Below are 19279 nucleotides of genomic sequence, written 5' to 3'. Positions count from 1 at the left end.
TTTGCGCGGTGAGCGCAAAGCTTTTTTTATTTCGTTTTACTTACAATTTGAATACATGAACTACAATATACTTCTCCATCTAGCTCAATATACTTTTTCATATTAGTCATGCCACTTGCTGGAAATGGCATATGAATCCAAGCCTTTTCATACGTTTGTATTTCCTTTTTACATGATTTACAAAGGGTGGGTTTCTTCTGGAACATATGTAATCAACCGTTCATTTGACGTGCTTTACCTGCGCAAAAGGCACTGCTTAGTAAAAATAGTGTCGCGAATATAATGCTTACTAATGTAGCGTATGGAATTGCGCCTTTTAAGGAAAAGCCGACAGTGATTGAAGCGATGAATAAGAGGATAAATGTTGTTGTTAATTTTTTATATAGTTCCATAATATGTAGACCTCCAATTTATTTTTTAGTACAAGTTTTAAAATTGAATTCTATTATGTAGAAAATATAAGGAGTAGCTAAAGATGTGTAGTCTAGGAGTATAAGAAAGTGCACTTTCCTTTTTATGGATTAGTATACTTATATTGTATCATGTCGCATGATTGGCTTCATACATAATTGTGTAAAGATATGTATGATAAAATGAAGAAAAGTCTTTAAGAAAGGAAAGATAAAAAATGAGTGTAACTGAACATAAAAAACAAGCCCCAAAAGAAGTGCGTTGCAAGATTGTTACGATTTCCGATACACGTACGGAGGAAACGGATAAGAGCGGACAACTATTACATGAATTGTTAAAAGAAGCGGGCAATACAGTAACCTCTTATGAAATTGTAAAAGATGATAAAGAAAGTATTCAGCAAGCAGTGTTAGCTGGTTATCATAAGGAAGATGTAGATGTTGTATTAACAAATGGCGGTACTGGTATTACGAAGCGTGATGTAACAATTGAAGCAGTGTCAGCTCTATTAGATAAAGAGATTGTCGGGTTTGGTGAGTTGTTCCGCATGATTAGTTATTTAGAAGATATCGGGAGCAGCGCAATGTTAAGTAGAGCGATTGGGGGTACAATTGGGCGCAAAGTAGTTTTCTCGATGCCAGGATCGAGCGGGGCGGTTCGCCTTGCGATGAATAAATTAATTTTACCGGAATTAGGCCATATTACATTTGAGCTACATCGCCAATGAGTAGGTGGGCTGGAATTGTATTAGCGGGCGGTATGTCGAGTAGATTTGGTGAGCCGAAAGCGTTAGCGAGCTGGCAAGGTAGTACTTTTATTGAGCATATTTTGAAAGAGATGACAAGTGCGCTCCAAGAAGTTGTAGTCATTAGTCATTCTGATATAAAAGAGCGAGTAGAGCAATTCGTACAAGTTCCTGTTATAGAAGATATCCCGCACTATAAAGGGAATGGACCGCTGGCCGGTATTGTATCAGGAATGGAATACATAGAAGCAGATTGGTATGCTATTATGCCTTGCGATGCGCCAAATGTTTCGCATGAATGGTTTACCATTTTACTGGAGCAAACGAGCAATGAATATGATGCAGTTGTACCTATTATTAATGGAAGAAAACAGCCGCTATTTGCAGCGTATCATAACCGCGTGAAAGAAAAGATTTATGCTTTACTTCAGGAAGAGAAAAGAAGTATGGGGCAGCTTTTATCACAATGTAATGTGAAGTATGTTGCTGGAGAAGATGTACAAGCGAATACAGATTGGTTTATAAATGTAAATACAAAAGAAGAATATGTGCAGGCTCAAAAAGACCTTTCAAATGAATGAAAGGTTTTTTGATATACAGAATTGGGGAACAATTGCTGTATAAAGGTATGTGAGTAAGTTGATTTTAAGGGGAATTCTTAAAATCATTATACAGCAAAAACACTGTATAACCATATATTAATTTTTATGGGTTTTTATTACAAGTCTGTTTAGTTATGTTTATTTTTGCTATAATGAATATGGAAATAAATGATATTTCACCTTATGTATCATTCATTCAACTAAAATTTACAAGTGTGTAATAAACTCCCTTCGTTTTTTGAAGGGAGTTTTTCTGTTCAAGCAAGTAACTCTGATGCGGTATGCTGAAGGACTTCTTCATACTGGTTAAGTAAGCCGCGAAAGATCTCATCCCAGCTTTTTGATTTTGCAAAAGATGAAGCTGCTATTCCCATCTGCTCAAGTTTTTCTTCATTTTGCAATAAAGAATAAATGGATGATAGAAATGCATCCTCATTTTTAGGGGGACAAAGAATTCCCGTTTTTCCATCTGTAATAATATTTTTAACCCCGCCACTATTTGCACCAATGACAGGTGTGCCACATGCGAGTGATTCAAGTACGACATTTCCGAATGTTTCAGTAGCTGATGGAAATACCATTATGTTAGAACAAGCATATGCTTCAGCTAAATCTGCACTTTGTAAATAGCCAGTAAAAGTGACATTTGTTTGTGGAACAGCTTCACGCAAATTTGTTGCTAGAGGTCCGTCTCCTGCGATGAGCCAATGAATGTCGTTTCGAGTATGCGATGTTTTAACGATAAGGTTTTGCAACGTATCAATATCTTTTTCAGGAGCAATTCGTCCTACATAGGAAAGAACGTACTTCGCTGTAATATTATATTTTTTTCGGAATAGGTCTGTATTGTAAGCTGGATGAAAGAGTGTGCAATCTACACCACGTCCCCAAATGGAGAGGGCCTGAAAGCCTTTATTTTTTAATTGATGTAATGTTTCAGAGGAGGGAACAAAATTTTTTTGCATATGACTATGAAACCATTTTAAATAGTTCCAAAGCATATTGGAGAGAAATTCAATTTTGTAATAGCGTAAATACGCATCGAAATCAGTATGATAAGAACCGACAACTGGGATGTTTAACTTTTTGGCGTAATACAGTCCACAAAGTCCCATGTTGAAAGGTGTGGCAATGTGAATAATGTCAGGTTTAAAGGAATGAAGTTCCCGTTTAATACGCGGAGTAGGAAAAGAAAAGCGACATTCTGGATATAATATTGTTAACGGGATACTTCTCATCTTGTTCACATTAGCTACGAAATTATCTTCAGCTGTATGCTGAGGGGCGAAAACAGAATAGGCGATCTGTTCTTTCTGAAAGTAACTTGTTAATCGTTCTAACGTTTTCGCAACCCCGTTAACTTGTGGCGTAAAAGTATCGGTAAAAATGGCGACTCTCATCATATCACTCCTTTATGTGAAAAGTGGGATGAATTGATAAAAAGAGATGATGCCAGAGCAAGTGCCAAGGCACATGCCGACGAACACATCTGACGGATAGTGAAGTCCTAAATAAATACGTGAAATACCGACGCATAATGCTAACGGTAATAGGAAAGCAAGTAAGCTTGGATTATAGCAAATAAATGGAATGAAGACAGAGAAAACGGCTGTTGTATGACCAGACGGGAAAGAGTGGTCTTTTAATGGATGGACTGGATATTTCGCATCCTGAATTGTTAAATAAGGACGTTTTCGTGGATACCACCTTTTTAATATTTGTACAGGAATATGGCTAATTGCTAAAGAAATAGCAGTAGCGATTGCTGCTTGGTGTAAAGTCCCTTTTGCAAAAATTAAAAAGAAAAGTGTAAGTGCAATGGAGAAAGTAGCACCACCGATATGGGTAATATTGCTGAAAAAGATGTTTAATGTTTTTTGATCAAAGTAGCGATTAATTCCTTTAAAAATGTAACATTCTATTTTATATAATCCACTGACCTTCATGAAAATTCTCCTCCCTCGTTTACATATATATGGAGATATTAGCTTTTATTTTAATAAGATTTTGTTGAGGGAGTAATAATGTTTTGTAAAGAAAAAGTTAGATTTTATATAAAAAAAGCTGCCAATCTTATGGCAGCGGAAATTTACTTCTGTAATGATTTATAATATTGACCTTTTTCAACGTATTGCGTACGAATACGCTCCATATCTTTACGGTCTTCTTCTGTTAATTCACGAATGACTTTCGCGGGACGACCGAAAGCTAACGTGTTTGGTGGAATTTTCTTTCCTTGTGAAACGAGGCTTCCGGCACCGATAAAAGCTCCTTCGCCAATTTCAGCACCATCTAATATAATGGATCCCATTCCAATTAAAGCATCCTTTTTAATATGACAGCTATGTAAAATAACTTGATGCCCAACTGTAACATCATCTTCTAAAATAAGAGGATACTGAGGGCTTTGGTGGAGTGTACATTGGTCTTGTACATTTACTCGGTCTCCAATGATTGTTGCTGACACATCACCACGGATGACTGTATTAAACCAAATACTTGATTCCTCGCCAACGGAAACATCGCCTGTAATCGTAACATAGTCAGCGATAAAAGCACTACTCGCAATTTTCGGATTTTTTTCTTTGTAAGGATATATCATGTAAAGTCTTCCTTTCCTAGAGACTAGTTTTAGTGTATCAAATTATGAGAAAGAGTGAAATGGAGGAGGTCCATATGTGGAATTATGAAGCAGAGGAAGCGAAAGCTGTCATTGTTATCGTGCACGGCGCAATGGAATATCACGGACGTTACGAAGCCGTTGCGGAAATGTGGAATCATCTCGGCTACCACGTCGTGATGGGGGACCTTCCGTCACATGGAACGACTTCAAGAAATAGAGGACATATTGATTCGTTTGATGAATACATAGAGGAAGTTAAATTATGGGTGAAAGAAGCAAGAAAGTATAGGTTACCTATTTTTCTATTCGGTCATAGTATGGGTGGTCTTATTGTCATTCGTATGATGCAAGAAACGAAGAGAGAAGATGTAGATGGTATTATTTTGAGTTCGCCTTGTTTAGGGGTAGTGACTGGGCCCTCTGCTCCGCTTCAATTTGCTGCAAAAATATTAAATGTTGTGGCTCCAAAATTGCAATTTGCAACGAATCTTACGGTGGAAATGTCAACAAGGAATCATGAAGTGAGAGATGCAATGGAGAATGATTCATTGTTCTTGCGCAAAGTATCAGTGCGTTGGTATAGTGAATTGATTAAGTCTATTGAAATTGCTCATAAGAAAATAGATGCTTTTCCAGATGTTCCGCTCTTGCTAATGCAAGCATGTGAGGATAAACTTGTAGATAAAACACGTGTCCGCATGTGGTTTGATAATGTTAAAATAAGTGATAAGGCATATAAAGAATGGCCGAATTGTTATCATGAGTTATTAAATGAGTATGAGCGTGATGAAATTTTGAATTATATTCAGTCATTTACTGAAATGCATGTCAATAATATAGTAAAAACAAACAAATAAATCATTATTTGTACATTTAATAGAGGAGATGAAGGAAGAAGTGAACGTACCGAGTAATCCCATAACGCTCATGGCGAAAGTATACCGTGATGTGTTTCCGGTTGTACACCATGAGCTAGCGATGTGGAAAGAGCGTGCCTACCATATTCCGAATGATGAGCTTCATAGTCAGGCAATCGCAAGTATTGAGCATAAAACGTTTCATTGTGAGGGTGGTGGCATTTTATCGCTGCTAGCAAATGAACACCGAGAGGAATGTATTCGTTTTATCGTAGCGTATCAAACAATCAGTGACTATTTAGATAATTTATGTGATCGCAGTACATCACTTGATCCGAATGATTTTGCCGCTCTACATGAATCAATGTTAATGGCACTATCACCTGAAGTGGAAGGTGGCGGTAATTATTATCGTTATCGTGATGATCAAGATGATGGTGGTTATTTAGATGAACTTGTTGAAACGTGCCAAGATGTTTTAAAGAAAACGAAGCACTATGAAAAAATTGCTCCTGTTCTGCATGAACTTGCTTGTTATTATTGTGATTTGCAAATTCATAAACACGTGAAGTTAGAAGAAAGAGAGCCGCGCCTGAAAACTTGGTTTGAAGCACATAAAGAAAACTTACCTGAGATGAGTTGGTTTGAGTTTTCAGCATGTGCCGGTTCTACACTTGGAATTTTCTGTCTTGTAGCATATGCATTTCATGATGAATTACATGATGAAGATATTGCGAAAATTAGACAAGGGTACTTCCCTTACGTACAAGGACTTCATATCTTACTTGATTATTTCATCGATCAAGAAGAAGACCGTATAGGCGGGGATTTGAATTTCTGTAGTTATTATGAAAACGAGCAAGCTATATTAGATCGTATGAAACACTTTGTAGAAGAAGCAGAGAAGAGCATTGGTGATTTGCCTCATGCGAAGTTTCATCGTCTTATAAGCCGAGGATTACTTGGTATTTATTTATCAGATCAAAAAGTATCAGCACAAAAGAATATGCACAAAATGGCACGGCGCATTGTAAAGTACGGAGGCCTCACTTCACGATTCTTCTATTGGAACGGGAAGATGTACCGAAAGAAAATGGCGCAGTGATGAAGAAAACCACTCATGTAGAGTGGTTTTCTTTTTATTATGATCGTATTTTTGAAAATACATATATGAGAAGTTCAATCGCAAAAATAACTAAAACAGATAGTCCGAATAAAGGCATGAAAGCGCCTAATATAACCATCATGATAAAGAAAACGAGTACGCTTTTCTTATCTCTTTGCTTTGGAGGTGCTGCTAATTTTCCTTTTGGCTTTCTTGCTAACCACATTTTTACTCCGTAATAAATAAGAAGTAATAGAGATAATGTCGTTAGTAAGCATAATATTTTATTTGGCCATCCGAATAAATGTCCTTCGTGAAGTGGGATACCGTAAGTGAACCATTGTGCAAGTAATCCATAATCACGATAGTCCGTTTTTGAAATGAGTTCCCCGCTATATTGATCAAAGTAAGCTGTTATCTCTTCACTTGGTGCAACATGCATCCCTGTAATACCAGAACCGCTCGATTTCGAAACAGTAAATACACCTTTCGGATCAGCTGGTAGTGAAATAACATATGGCTTCTTTATTTCAATTCCTTTTTGTAATTCATCGACAGAAATTGCTTTCGGTTCATTTGAATTCGATTCAGGAGGAGCTTCTTTTCTTGTTGCCCACGGCAATTCTTTTACCTTTGATTCAGGCGGTGCCATGTACAATTTTGGATATCCGAGTGATTCATTAGAAGATGCAATTTTATAAATTTGGTTCCCCATAAATCCTGACCATGGCAATCCAGATGCGATTAGCAGAAAGAGAGGAATTGTAAATATAATACCGATAATAGAATGACGTCTTTTTGCCTTTTCTCGCTTATTGGATGATGGTGTGTTTTTGAATTGGCGTATACTCATGTACAATCCGGTTACAATTAAAAAGATTGTCCAGCATGCCGCAAGTTCTACAGTATAGTTGACGACAGTGCCACCAACTAAAAGAGAACTATGTAATTCCCGCATGATATTGGCAAACGTTTCACTTGCGTTTTGATCCCCAACAATTTGATTATTACTATCTAAATACACATATTTTTGTTGCCCAGTATACTCATTTGCAATCGTAAGTCTCGTATTATAATCCCCATTAAACTCACTAATTTTCGCCACGCTATAATGTGGATATTTTTTCTCTGTTAAGGAAATAGAATCAGCCATCGAAATAGATTCTGTTTGAGCGCTCTTTCCAAAATATAAATCTTTATAGATGAAATCTTCAACTTCCTCCCGAAATAAATACCCAATTCCGCTCAGTGACAAAGTAATAAGAAGCGGCGTAATAAAAAGTCCAGCATAAAAATGCCAACGCCAAAAAATGTAATGAAGCGAACGATTTACTTTCATACTTTCAGTTCCCCTAACCTTCCCTATATGAATAACTACTTATTTAATATAGCGAGATTAAGTGTGATTACTTTGAAAGAATTGTGAAGAAAGTTAAAAGTTTTTAGGGGTTTCAACGTTTATAAATGTTTCTTCTTATTTGATAAATACATTTCAACAACAGCATCAGCAAGACATTGAGAGGAATCAACAAAATCCTCACTAGCCACTACATTCAAATCAGTGCATGCGATAATTGCAGTATCTATTTCATCTCTCAGTTGTAAAACGAGCGTATTCCACAATTCGCGAGCTTCTTCAATCTCTCCAGATTTAATGCAAGTAATAATTTGATTAATGCTTTCCTGCCATTTTTCATGATGAATGTATTCTATATTACGCTTTGCAATCCCATCTTGGTAAATCCTAGCTTGAACAGTTGCTTCTGTTGCGAGAAGAGCGACTCTTTTTGTATTTTCAGGAATTGCTTGTAACGTTTCATCGACTATATTTAAAATCGGGATAGAAAGCGAACGCTGTAATTCTTCAAAATAAAGATGCGCCGTATTACACGGCATGGCAATAAAGCTTACGCCAGTACTTTCAAGTTTTTGTGCTCCGTCAATAATCGCTTTTTTCATCGCTCCGTGATCAATAGGGCGATCCATGTAAAACGGTGTTGGACACGAATAAATCATCATATGAGGAAAGTCCATATCATGCTTTGCTCCGTATATTGTTTGGCACCTTGCTACAACTGTATCGACGAATGGTCCAGTTGATTTTGGCCCCATTCCTGCTAGTATTCCGATCATTGGTTTATCTCCTTTAAGATTGTATATATCCATTATATAGGAGGATAACAAAAAAACGTGCAGTGAATGCACGTCTTTTTTTGTTATGTTTTGTCGAACAATCGATATATCCGAGAAATCGTTGATATATTGTAAGTTATGATAGATATATCGAAAAAATCGTTGATATATCCCGAGTTACGATAGATATAATTGAAAAATCGTTGATATATTCCCCCGCATTAACGGGCAGTAAAACTCCCACCTTAAAATTCGCCTGGAGCAAAGAGGTTAGGTGGGAGATAAACTGCCCATAAATGCCCGATTGGTTCAACTAATAATCAGTGGGGATGCCCCCACTGATTAAAGTTTCACTTTATCGCTTTTCAATCGCCACAATAAATGGCGGGTTATTTTGCTGGTTAATGAAGCCATATCGTAGTACGTGAGCTTGTTTTTGGTCTAGTTTTTCAGCAAATGTAAGTACAGCGTCGCGTTCTACTTGTCCTTCTGGATGTCCGTGGTAAATGACAAGAACGATGATACCTTCAGGTGCCATTACTTCTAATAGTTGTTCGATCGCTGAGATTGTTGAGTTCGGTTTTGTAACGATATGCTTGTCTCCGCCTGGAAGGTAACCTAAGTTGAAAATTGCGCCTGTTACTTTTCCTTTTGCATCTTCTGGTAATACGGATAGAAGAGTATCGTGACTATCGTGAACTAAAACAGTACGTTCAAAAAGTTCTTTTTCTTTTAGATGAGTTGTTGAGCTTTCGATTGCCTCTTTTTGAATATCAAATCCAAATACTTTTCCGCTATCTCCAACGATTTCAGCTAGGAAGCAAGTGTCATGGCCGTTTCCTAAAGTTGCATCTACAGCGTAATCGCCTTCTTTTACTGCCGTTTGCAGAAGCGAGCGAGCAAACGGTAATACACGTTCTAATTTCATTTTTGTTTCTCCTCATTTGCATATTTTCCTTGCCAGCTTCCGCGGCGTACAAATTCTGCATCGATGGAATTTAATACTTCCCATTTATTTAAGCTCCACATTGGGCCAATCATTAAATCAGGCGGACCGTCACCTGTGATGCGGTGCACAATTACGTCTTCTGGAATCATTTCAAGTTGGTCAACAACGAGACTTACGTAATCTTCAAGAGAAAGGAACTCGAGTTGTCCTTTTTCATATTGCTTCACCATTGGCGTTCCTTTTAATAAGTGAAGTAAATGAATTTTAATTCCTTGTACGTCAAGCTTTGCTACTTCACGAGCTGTTTCCATCATCATGTCGTAATCTTCAAGTGGAAGACCATTAATAATATGAGAGCAAACTCTAATGCCATGCTTACGTAATTTATTTACACCTTCCACGTAAGATGGGTAATCATGAGCGCGATTAATAAGGTTTGCAGTTCGTTCGTGAACAGTTTGTAAACCGAGTTCAACCCAAAGGTATGTGCGTTTATTTAAGTCCGCTAAATATTCAACGACATCGTCTGGTAAGCAATCTGGACGAGTCGCGATAGAAAGACCGACAACGTCTTTTTCTGCTAGAAGCGGTTCGAATTTTTCTTTTAAAACTTCAAGTGGTGCATGTGTATTTGTGTACGCTTGGAAATAAGCGATACATTTTCCGTCTTTCCACTTTGAGCGCATTTTTTCTTTCATTTCATGATATTGCGTTATAACATCATCGCGGCGATCACCAGCGAAGTCACCAGATCCGGCAGCACTGCAAAATGTACAACCGCCGTAAGCAACTGTACCGTCCCGGTTCGGGCAATCGAAGCCAGCATCTAATGAAACTTTAAAGATTTTTTCACCAAATTCATTTCGTAAATGGTAATTCCATGTATGATAACGTTTATTGTCGTTTGTATATGGAAAAGGGTTTTGAACCTTCATTACTTTCCCTCCTAAGCCGAGTCAAAATGAAACAAAATCCATTATAACATACTCATAAGGTAGAGATGGAAGGGACACACTAAAGGGGAATTGAAGCAAGGAGGGACAATTATGGCAGAGCGTCAATCACTTGAATCGTATATTACACAAGCGGAACAAGCGGTGGAATATGCGAAAGAACAATTAGACCAAGGTATGAGACAAGAGCATTACAATACGATGGAGTATTCGGATGCGCAGTTACAATTAGAACAAGCATATAACGATTTACAAACGATGCAACAACATGCGAATGATGAGCAACGTGAGCAGTTAAATAGAGCACGTATGGCAATTCGCCAATTGCAACATCAAATGATTATTACACCGCACTAATAAGGAGTGAATGTAATGGCGAAACGTTCAGATCAAAATAATCCAGAGCAAAAAACGCAAAATGGACATAACGCTGAATTTTCGAATGAGCTTGATCCGATTGTTCAAGTAAAACAGCGTAATAGTAAAAAAGGACAACCGCAAAAATCGAAACAATCAGAGTAAACCAGGTCGAAATATGACCTGGTTTTATTTTGTTATATGACAATAATGTAAGATTACTGTAAGGTTTGTCGATAGTTGTGAGCAACTTTCTCCAGTAGAGTAAGGAAGGATTAAATTTTATACAAGGAGTTGCTTTATGGGGAACAATATTACAAACAAGCGAATTGATGAGTTAGATTACATTCGTGGCTTTGCACTACTAGGGATTATTTTAGTAAATATTCTCGCACTACTTAACATTAAAATTCCAGATCCTAATACAGTGGATGCTAGCTATCAAAGATTTTTATATTTATTTGTAGAAGGTCGTTTCTTCTCAATCTTCTCATTCTTATTTGGAGTGGGATTCTATATCTTTATTTCAAGAGCGATTGCGAAAGGGAAAAATGGCTATGTTTTATTTTTACGTCGCTTAGTAGCATTATTTATTTTTGGTTTAATTCATCACATGTTTCAGCCTGGAGAAGCATTAGCGTTATACGCAATTTGCGGGTTAATCGTTTTACCGTTTTATAAAGCGAAAAAAGAAGTGAACTTAGTACTAGGACTTATTTTGACAATTACCTTCAGTGTAATGGGAGTTAAAGAGTTATTACCACTTGGCTTAATTTTATTAGGGCTTGCTGCAGGACAATATCGTGTATTTGAAAATCTCACGCAAAATATAAAGAAAGTCGCTATTTTTACAGGTGTTATGTTTGTTTTAAGTGTCGTAGCTGTATGGTATCAATACGGGCACGTTCCTGCTGAACCATTTATAAATATGATACTTGAGAATGATGATGGAACAATGAATGCTGCAGGCCAATTTTTAAAAATTGGTGTTACAGTAGGACCTATTATTTCAGCTTTCTATGTTGGAGCTTTAATTTTATTACTTCAATTAAAACCGGTTCAAACATTGTTAGCACCACTGAAATATTATGGACGAATGGCTTTAACAAATTATATTGGACAAACTGCAATGATTTTAATTGCGGGCAGTGTATTTAACTTTGCAGAAAACTTAACGTACATGCAGACGTTATATGTGTGTATTGCAATTTATGCAATTCAAATTTTGTTTAGCGTAATTTGGATGAAGGTCTTTAAAATGGGTCCACTAGAATGGATTTGGCGAGTTGTTACTTACTGGACGGTAACACCTTTAAAGAAATAAAGAGAGAAGTGGGTTGTTCCTTTTGTGGAACAGCCCATTTTTATTGTCATCTTTTTCGGTAAGTCGATATTACTTGTCGAATCGCTAATAAAATTTTCATTTATCAACGAACCTTACACACTCATCTTTTTTATATTACAAAAGTGTAAGGTAAATGTAATGTTAACAAATAGCAGTTCACTTCCAAAAAGCGCAAAATAGGTAATGGAAAAACAAGCGTAGGAGGATATATATGACGAAACCAGTTGTAGACGTGAAAAACGTCCAAAAAGTGTACGGTAAAAAAGGTGAGAACCAATCACATGCGTTAAAAGGTGTTTCATTCTCAATTCAAGAGGGTGAGTTTGTTGGAATTATGGGGCCATCTGGTTCTGGTAAAACGACATTGTTAAATGTAATTTCAACGCTTGATAAAGCAACGGGCGGCGTTGTTGAAATTGCGGGTACGGACATTACGAAAATGAAGCAAGGTGAACTTTCTGATTTTCGTTCACAAAAGTTAGGATTCATTTTCCAAGACTTCAACTTATTAGAGAACTTATCTATTTATGAAAACATTGCACTTCCACTTTCTCTTCAAGGTGTTTCATCACGTAACATTGGACCAAAAGTAGAAAAAGTAGCGGGTATGCTAGGGATTACAGAAATTCTTCAAAAGTATCCATCTGAAGTATCTGGTGGGCAGAAACAACGTTCAGCAGCAGCGCGCGCACTTGTGCATGAGCCAGCAATTATTTTAGGGGACGAGCCAACAGGAGCACTTGATTCTAAAAATGCAGCGAGTTTACTTGATGCGATGACAAACTTAAATGAAGAACAAGGCGTATCTATTATGATGGTTACACATGATCCGTATAGTGCAAGTTATTGTCAGCGAATTTTATTCATTCAAGATGGTGAGCTGTATAAAGAAATTCATCGCGGTGGTACGCGTGAAGAGTTCTACAAAGAAATTTTAGATGTACTTGCAGATTTAGGTACACAAAAAGCGTAAGAAAGGAGGTTCCAGTATGTTATTTAAACTTTCCATGTCGGGGCTGAAAAGTAAGCTGAAAGATTATATCGTCTTACTTGTCGGTCTTGTCATGTCGATTTCAATTTTTTACATGTTCCAAACGTTAGCGCTGAATAAAGCGTTTATCGAATCTAACTCAGTTATTCAATCAATTGGATTCGTATTCCAAGCAGGTTCATTTTTACTAGCTATTATAACGTTCTTCTATATTTTATATGCGAACTCTTTCTTATTATCTCTTCGTCAAAAAGAGTTCGGTATGTATATGATGCTAGGAGCAAAAAAGCATAAAGTTACATTACTTATGTTTATTGAAACGATCGTATTAGGCGCTGCGTCTCTTGCCATTGGTATTACAGTTGGTGTAGGACTTGCAGAGGGTATCGGACAATTATTAATGAAACAATTAGAATTTGCTGGTGAAGGCTATAAAGCATTTTACCTGCCATCTATGACTGTTACTTGCATCTTCTTCTTTGCGCTATTTGTATTATCAGCAATTATGAACAGTATTAAATTATCACGTATTTCTGTACTGCAACTTGTACATGCAGATGCACAAACAGAACGTGTTGTGGTAAAAGGAAAAATGACAGGTTTAGTTGCATTCCTAGCGGTTATTTTATTAGGTATTGGTTATGCAGCTATGATTAATATGGAAACATTAAGAGAAATGGGAATCCTTATTGCATTAGTTACAACAACAGCAGGTACTTATATGCTATTTGGATCACTCCTTCCAGTTATTATTAAAAAGTTAAAGAGTAATAAAAAGCGTAGTGAAAAAGGACTTAATGCTTTTACATTTGCACAATTAAATTTCCGTATTAATAGCTTAACAAAGGTACTTGCAACAGTAGCGATGTTAGTTGCTCTTGGAGCTGGTGCAATTTCAGGTGGTATGGCATTTAAAAATAACGTTATAAAAACGGTTGATGGATTTGAAATTTACGATTCAATTGTTCATAATCCTACAGCTGAAGAGAAGAAAATTTTAGATGGTATATCATTTAAAAATAAAGCTGAGTACCGTTATAAAGTAGACGACAAATATATTTATTATGTAAAAGAAGATTTAGAGAAACATAAGCCATTTATTCGAGATGGTGTAGGTAAAGAAAGTTTCGGTAAATATAAAGAAGTTTCAGGAGAAGCTCCAGTAGGTACAGTAGCAGGAGTGAGGTCAGAACAAGATAAAAATGAAAAAACAATGCCGGAAGAATGGGATGAGGCATTTAGAACAATCCAACCATATTATATATACCAAGATCGTGCCATTAAAGTTGTAGATCAAAAAATGTACGATACTGTAAATGGTAAAGAAGGAATCGTATTTACTGGAAAAACAGACGATTTCGTAGCATACACAAAAGAATGGGAAAAAATTGACGAGTTGCAGCTAGCTAAATATAAAAATGTAAAAGCTGAGCAAATGAGTAGTAAATATCAAGTGTATGACATGTTCTACGGTGTTGCGAGCGGAACAGTGTTTATGGGCTTCTTCCTTGGAATTGCTTTCTTAGCAATGATGGCAAGCTGTCTTATGTTCAAAATTCTTTCTGGTGCATCAAAAGATATTACGCGTTATCAAATGCTTCGTAAAATCGGTGTACGCCGTGAATTATTAACGAAATCAATTTATAAAGAGTTATTCTTAGTATTCTTATTCCCAGCAATTGTGGGTATCGCTCACGTATTAGTTGGTATGAATATTTTCGGATTTATTTTAGTCGATCCGTACTTCCGTATTTGGATACCAATCGTAATTTTCGTAGTTATTTACACGATTTATTACCTTATTACAGTTCAATTGTATAAAGGAATTGTTCTTCCGAAAGAAGATTAATAAAAAACCGAGCGAAATTGCTCGGTTTTTATTGTTTTCAGAAAAAATACTTTAATGTTACTGAAATATATAATATAATGTAAATAAGTAACGTAATATAAAAGTAGAAGCAGCTGGATAAGGAAAGGAGGAATCCAATCTATAGAAAGAAGCTGAACTTTTATCCCCTATTTCTTTTCTAACCACAACGTATTTGTACAATCGTAAATTTCCAAATTGAAAATTGCTTGGATCACAAAAGTATATTGTGAAAATAATGGATAATACATGGAAATCTCATAGCATGATAAGGTAAAATGGACAACATGATGAGAAAATTACCGTTCATAAGATGAGGAGAATACATGTATGGAAGTTGTAGAGGCATTAAAAGATATAAGCCAAATTGAGGCTATGAAAAAATATTTAAAAGAGCACTCCCAGCGAGACTATCTTTTATTTGTTATTGGAATTAACACAGGATTAAAAATTACAGAACTACTTGGCATGAAATTTGAAGATGTATTAAATGAAGACGGGACTGTTAAAGAGTTTTATTCTCTTCCTGTGAAAGATGAAAAATTTAAACAAGATATTTATTTAAATACAAAAGTAAAAGAAGCGCTTTTAGATTACGTACAATCTATTGGCGTTAAAAGAGAAAATTACGTATTTCAATCTAATAAAACGCCAAATTCAATTACGCGCCAACAAGCGTATCGTGTAATTCATAATGCTGCAGAAGCAGTTGGAGTTGTTGGTAAGATCGGAACGAATTCAATGCGAAAAACGTTTGGATTTCATGCGTACAAAAGAGGGATAGCGATTGCGCTATTGCAAAAACATTTTCATCACGCGACTCCATCAGAGACGCTAAAGTATTTAGGTATCTCAAAGGATGAGACCTTTAAAACGGAGATTGATGTCGATTTATAAAAGCCGTAACTAAAAAAATTAGGAGGCGGAAAATATGAATATTAGAGAGAGTGAACTGCCAGGTATTGGATGTAAGTTTGAAGTGATTACAAAAGGTAATGAAAAGATGGTTATCGTTATTCATGATGATGGCCGAAGAGAAATGTACCATTTTGATGCTGATCATGAGGAGAGTATTTCAAGCGTCTCTCTTCGTGATTCTGAAGCGAGACAAATTGCAGCTATATTGGGCGGAATGGTGTATAGGCCACAAGCTTTAGATACGATTGAAATGGCCTTTGAAGGATTATCAATTGAGTGGTTTAAGGTGGAAAATAATGCACCAGTCGTACAAAAAACAATTGGTAGTTTACATGTCCGAAACACATATAATGTAACGATTATTGCCATTTTGAAAAAGAATATGAAGAAGTTCTTTAATCCAGGCCCAGATTCTATCATTGAAGCTGGCGATATGCTTGTATTATCAGGTGAAAGACATGAAGTAAAAAGAATTATTAATGAGTTGCTTTCAGTAGGAGGGGATTCATAATCGATGGATACTTTAATCTTTGAAGTTGGGACTGCGTTAGTATTAGTCGCTTTTGCAGCTATTCTCGCTGCAAAGTTAAAGTTCTCGATTATTCCGTTTCTCATTATACTCGGTATGCTAGTGGGGCCTCATGCCCCAGATTTAGGGCTTATCGATTTAAGATTTATTGAAAGCGGAGAAGTTATTTCCTTCCTTGGCCGTGTTGGCGTTATATTCCTCTTATTCTATTTAGGCTTAGAATTCTCAATTAAAAAATTAATTAAATCAGGAAAATCAATTGCTTTTGGGGGAACTGTTCATATATCGCTTAATTTTATATTAGGTTTACTTTACGGATATATAATGGGTTTCCCCTTATTAGAAACATTAATTATTGCTGGGATCATAACAATTTCATCGAGTGCAATTGTTGCGAAAGTAATTGTTGATTTAAGAAGATCTGGTAATAAAGAGACGGAACTAATTTTAGGAATCATTATGTTTGACGATATCTTTTTAGCGGTATATTTATCAGTCGTTTCAGGATTAGTACTCGGAGGGGCAACGTCATTTGTAGGTGCTCTCACATCCATTTTAATCGCAGTAGGGTATATGTTACTATTCTTTGTAGTTGCTAGAAAAGCTACAAGGTTTTTAAATAAAATGTTAGATATTTCGTCCAATGAAATTTTTATTATTGTAATATTCGCTATTTTGTTCTTTGTAGCAGGATTTTCAGAAACGATTCATGTTGCAGAGGCGATTGGAGCATTATTACTAGGACTCGTCTTTTCAGAAACGGAGCATAGTGATCGAATTGAACAGCTCGTTGTTCCGTTTCGTGATTTCTTTGGAGCTATATTCTTTTTCAGCTTCGGTTTAAGTATAGATCCATTTTCACTTGGAGGAGCAGTGTGGTTGGCATTAGGAGCAGTTTTTATTACTCTTATCGGTAATTTTACCGCTGGAATGGTTGCGGGGCGTAAAGCGGGATTATCGCATAAGGCTTCTACGAATATTGGTTTAACACTTGTATCACGCGGAGAGTTTTCCATTATCGTCGCGAATATTGGAATTGCGGGCGGCTTAATGGCAACGATTAAACCATTCTCAGCCCTGTATGTTTTAATATTGGCATCGTTAGGACCTTTGTTAACGAAAGAATCTGGGAGAATATATTCCGTATTAGATAAAATATTTAAATGGAGCGCTAAAGAACGTGCGAAGCGAGAAAAAGAAGTTGGATAATATAAATAAGGGGAGACTGTATGAACTTCATACAGTCTCCCCTTATTTATATATTGTTACTGATGTCGTTTTTGTCGGTAAGTCAATATATTTTCAAACAGGGATCAGTATAATTTCATTTACCGATGAACCATTATCTGAATTTCATCAACTATTAATCAGTTGCCTTCCTATTTAAAAACGACTACAATTTTACTGTTATATATATGAACGAAAAAAATAGAATAGGAGGGGAAACTATGCCAAGGAAAGTATGGCTATTAGTAGCTGGGATGATTATTAATGTCACGGGTGCTTCTTTTTTATGGCCTTTTAATACAATTTATTTGCATGATCACCTAGGAAAATCTTTATCTGTGGCCGGAATGGTATTAATGATCAACTCGCTTACTGGTGTAATCGGAAACTTGCTCGGCGGTGTTTTATTTGATAAATGGGGCGGTTATAAATCAACTTTAGTAGGAATTGTTATTACACTTGTATCAATTTTAGGTCTTGTGTTCTTCCACGGTTGGCCGTTATATGTTGTGTGGCTAGCGTTAATCGGCTTCGGTTCTGGAATGGTCTTCCCATCGATGTATGCGATGGTTGGTACGGTTTGGCCAGAGGGCGGAAGACGGGCATTTAATGCGATGTACGTTGGACAAAATGTTGGTATTGCGATTGGAACAGCGTGTGGTGGATTAGTTGCATCATATCGTTTTGATTATATTTTCTTAGCGAATTTTATTTTATATTTTGTTTTCTTCTTAATTGCTTTTATTGGATTCCGTGGTATGGAAGACAAGAAAGAGCCAGGAGTGCAAAAGGAAATCGAAACGAAAAAAGGTTGGTCACTTACACCTGGATTTAAAGCACTTCTGATCGTGTGTGTAGCATATGCTTTATGCTGGGTTACATACGTACAGTGGCAAGGAGCGATTGCAACACATATGCAAGAATTGAATATTAGCCTTCGTCATTATAGTTTATTATGGACGATAAATGGAGCTATGATTGTTTGTGCGCAGCCACTTGTTAGTATGCTAATTCGCTGGATGAAGCGTTCTTTAAAACAGCAAATTATGATTGGAATCTTCATTTTTGCGGCGTCATTCATTGTGTTAAGTCAAGCGCAGCAATTTACGATGTTCCTCGTTGCGATGGTAACATTAACAATCGGTGAATTATTTGTGTGGCCAGCAGTTCCGACGATTGCAAATATACTTGCACCAAAAGATAAACTAGGTTTTTATCAAGGTGTTGTAAATAGCGCGGCGACTGTAGGGAAAATGTTCGGGCCGGTCGTTGGCGGAGCGATTGTTGATTTATACAATATGGAAGTATTGTTTATAGCAATCATGGTAATGCTTGTAGTAGCGCTTATAGCAACGAGCATGTATGATAAACGAGTAAAAGTAGAAGAAACAGTTGAAGAAAAAATTGCAGTTTAGTTTGACGGAACATGTAACATGTTTTAGAATATATTTAAATAAAACAACCTTTAGAACAAGGGAAATAGCTCGGCTGTCTTAAGACGAATTCGTTAGTTATTAAAAGTAACGATTAACCGAGAAGCCCCGCTTTAAGTAAGCTTTTTAGAGATACTAAGTGGAGGGTAGTTCACATTAACTCATATGTGTAATAACAGTGAGAAGGAGTAGTAGTAATAGAAGCTGGTTTAGAGAGTTGACGGTCGGTGCAAG

At 36.5% G+C, this 19279-nt stretch carries 22 protein-coding genes and 1 other annotated feature (1 of these 23 only partly in view); of the genes, 13 read left to right on the top strand and 9 right to left on the bottom strand.

Features of this window, described 5'->3' with window-relative positions; genetic code table 11:
* Positions 1-26: 26 nt before the first annotated feature.
* Positions 27-206 (bottom strand): hypothetical protein, encoded by a 180-nt coding sequence (locus BCG9842_RS23625; RefSeq protein ID WP_014895354.1) that lies wholly within the window; start codon positions 204-206, stop codon positions 27-29.
* A gap of 6 nt (positions 207-212) precedes the next feature.
* Positions 213-392, bottom strand: coding sequence for a hypothetical protein (locus tag BCG9842_RS23620; RefSeq protein ID WP_000424798.1), 180 nt, complete (start codon positions 390-392; stop codon positions 213-215).
* A gap of 236 nt (positions 393-628) precedes the next feature.
* Here BCG9842_RS23620 and BCG9842_RS23615 point away from each other — a divergent pair, with 236 nt between their 5' ends.
* A complete protein-coding gene (locus tag BCG9842_RS23615) occupies positions 629-1138 on the top strand; it encodes a MogA/MoaB family molybdenum cofactor biosynthesis protein (protein WP_000117139.1) in 510 nt (169 codons plus the stop codon).
* Positions 1135-1737: a molybdenum cofactor guanylyltransferase gene (locus BCG9842_RS23610; protein ID WP_000092359.1), complete on the top strand. Its 603-nt coding sequence runs from the start codon at positions 1135-1137 to the stop codon at positions 1735-1737. The genes BCG9842_RS23615 and BCG9842_RS23610 overlap by 4 nt, the downstream gene beginning before the upstream one ends.
* Before the next feature lie 278 nt (positions 1738-2015).
* On the opposite strand, the gene BCG9842_RS23605 is transcribed toward BCG9842_RS23610, so the two are convergent.
* The 3 genes from BCG9842_RS23605 to BCG9842_RS23595 all read right to left on the bottom strand — a co-directional run bounded on the left by BCG9842_RS23605 (position 2016) and on the right by BCG9842_RS23595 (position 4360).
* Positions 2016-3158, bottom strand: coding sequence for a glycosyltransferase family 4 protein (locus BCG9842_RS23605; protein ID WP_001261652.1), 1143 nt, complete (start codon positions 3156-3158; stop codon positions 2016-2018).
* 12 nt (positions 3159-3170) lie between these two features.
* A complete protein-coding gene (locus BCG9842_RS23600) occupies positions 3171-3704 on the bottom strand; it encodes a phosphatase PAP2 family protein (RefSeq protein WP_000868582.1) in 534 nt (177 codons plus the stop codon).
* Positions 3705-3847: 143 nt separating this feature from the next.
* On the bottom strand, positions 3848-4360 hold the full coding sequence (locus BCG9842_RS23595; protein WP_000640205.1) for a gamma carbonic anhydrase: 513 nt from the start codon (positions 4358-4360) through the stop codon (positions 3848-3850).
* Positions 4361-4434: 74 nt separating this feature from the next.
* On the opposite strand from BCG9842_RS23595, the gene BCG9842_RS23590 reads away from it, so the two are divergent.
* Together BCG9842_RS23590 and BCG9842_RS23585 are read left to right on the top strand one after the other, a co-directional pair.
* A complete protein-coding gene (locus BCG9842_RS23590; protein ID WP_000267427.1) occupies positions 4435-5238 on the top strand; it encodes an alpha/beta hydrolase in 804 nt (267 codons plus the stop codon).
* Between the two features lie 40 nt (positions 5239-5278).
* Positions 5279-6343: a tetraprenyl-beta-curcumene synthase family protein gene (locus tag BCG9842_RS23585; RefSeq protein WP_001102476.1), complete on the top strand. Its 1065-nt coding sequence runs from the start codon at positions 5279-5281 to the stop codon at positions 6341-6343.
* A 37-nt stretch (positions 6344-6380) separates the two neighbouring features.
* Here the strand turns inward: BCG9842_RS23585 and BCG9842_RS23580 are convergent, their stop codons facing one another.
* The 4 genes from BCG9842_RS23580 to BCG9842_RS23565 all read right to left on the bottom strand — a co-directional run bounded on the left by BCG9842_RS23580 (position 6381) and on the right by BCG9842_RS23565 (position 10360).
* The gene (locus BCG9842_RS23580) at positions 6381-7682 is read right to left on the bottom strand and encodes a PepSY-associated TM helix domain-containing protein (RefSeq protein WP_000867809.1); all 1302 of its coding nucleotides are present in this window, start codon (positions 7680-7682) and stop codon (positions 6381-6383) included.
* A 119-nt stretch (positions 7683-7801) separates the two neighbouring features.
* Positions 7802-8476, bottom strand: coding sequence for an aspartate/glutamate racemase family protein (locus tag BCG9842_RS23575; RefSeq protein WP_000579346.1), 675 nt, complete (start codon positions 8474-8476; stop codon positions 7802-7804).
* 355 nt (positions 8477-8831) lie between these two features.
* Complete coding sequence (locus BCG9842_RS23570; protein WP_000764475.1) at positions 8832-9404, bottom strand: class I SAM-dependent methyltransferase; 573 nt, start codon at positions 9402-9404, stop codon at positions 8832-8834.
* The gene (locus BCG9842_RS23565; protein ID WP_000868035.1) at positions 9401-10360 is read right to left on the bottom strand and encodes a TIGR01212 family radical SAM protein; all 960 of its coding nucleotides are present in this window, start codon (positions 10358-10360) and stop codon (positions 9401-9403) included. The genes BCG9842_RS23570 and BCG9842_RS23565 overlap by 4 nt, the downstream gene beginning before the upstream one ends.
* Before the next feature lie 111 nt (positions 10361-10471).
* Between BCG9842_RS23565 and BCG9842_RS23560 the strand changes: the two genes are divergently transcribed.
* The 9 genes from BCG9842_RS23560 (at position 10472) to BCG9842_RS23520 (ending at position 19027) form a co-directional block, all read left to right on the top strand.
* Complete coding sequence (locus tag BCG9842_RS23560; RefSeq protein WP_000840869.1) at positions 10472-10735, top strand: YtzC family protein; 264 nt, start codon at positions 10472-10474, stop codon at positions 10733-10735.
* Positions 10736-10750: 15 nt separating this feature from the next.
* A complete protein-coding gene (locus tag BCG9842_RS23555) occupies positions 10751-10900 on the top strand; it encodes a hypothetical protein (RefSeq protein ID WP_001129340.1) in 150 nt (49 codons plus the stop codon).
* Positions 10901-11036: 136 nt separating this feature from the next.
* Positions 11037-12059 (top strand): DUF418 domain-containing protein, encoded by a 1023-nt coding sequence (locus BCG9842_RS23550; RefSeq protein ID WP_000527711.1) that lies wholly within the window; start codon positions 11037-11039, stop codon positions 12057-12059.
* 232 nt (positions 12060-12291) lie between these two features.
* The gene (locus BCG9842_RS23545; protein WP_000165855.1) at positions 12292-13053 is read left to right on the top strand and encodes an ABC transporter ATP-binding protein; all 762 of its coding nucleotides are present in this window, start codon (positions 12292-12294) and stop codon (positions 13051-13053) included.
* Positions 13054-13069: 16 nt separating this feature from the next.
* Positions 13070-14920 carry an FtsX-like permease family protein gene (locus BCG9842_RS23540; protein ID WP_000897785.1) on the top strand — a complete coding sequence of 617 codons (1851 nt, stop codon included), beginning with the start codon at positions 13070-13072 and terminating at the stop codon, positions 14918-14920.
* Between the two features lie 348 nt (positions 14921-15268).
* Positions 15269-15835 (top strand): tyrosine-type recombinase/integrase, encoded by a 567-nt coding sequence (locus BCG9842_RS23535; protein WP_000454200.1) that lies wholly within the window; start codon positions 15269-15271, stop codon positions 15833-15835.
* Positions 15836-15869: 34 nt separating this feature from the next.
* Complete coding sequence (locus tag BCG9842_RS23530; protein WP_001026053.1) at positions 15870-16367, top strand: cation:proton antiporter regulatory subunit; 498 nt, start codon at positions 15870-15872, stop codon at positions 16365-16367.
* Between the two features lie 3 nt (positions 16368-16370).
* Positions 16371-17594, top strand: a complete 1224-nt coding sequence (locus tag BCG9842_RS23525; RefSeq protein WP_000380177.1) for a cation:proton antiporter — start codon at positions 16371-16373, stop codon at positions 17592-17594.
* A gap of 239 nt (positions 17595-17833) precedes the next feature.
* Positions 17834-19027 (top strand): MDR family MFS transporter, encoded by a 1194-nt coding sequence (locus BCG9842_RS23520; protein ID WP_001137549.1) that lies wholly within the window; start codon positions 17834-17836, stop codon positions 19025-19027.
* A 187-nt stretch (positions 19028-19214) separates the two neighbouring features.
* Positions 19215-19279: a binding site (T-box leader), on the top strand (it continues 155 nt past the right edge of the window).

Source organism: Bacillus cereus G9842 (assembly GCF_000021305.1).
GTDB lineage: Bacteria > Bacillota > Bacilli > Bacillales > Bacillaceae_G > Bacillus_A > Bacillus_A thuringiensis_S.
The sequence above is the reverse complement of the archived record's forward strand: the minus strand, read 5'-3'. Positions and strand labels throughout refer to the sequence as shown.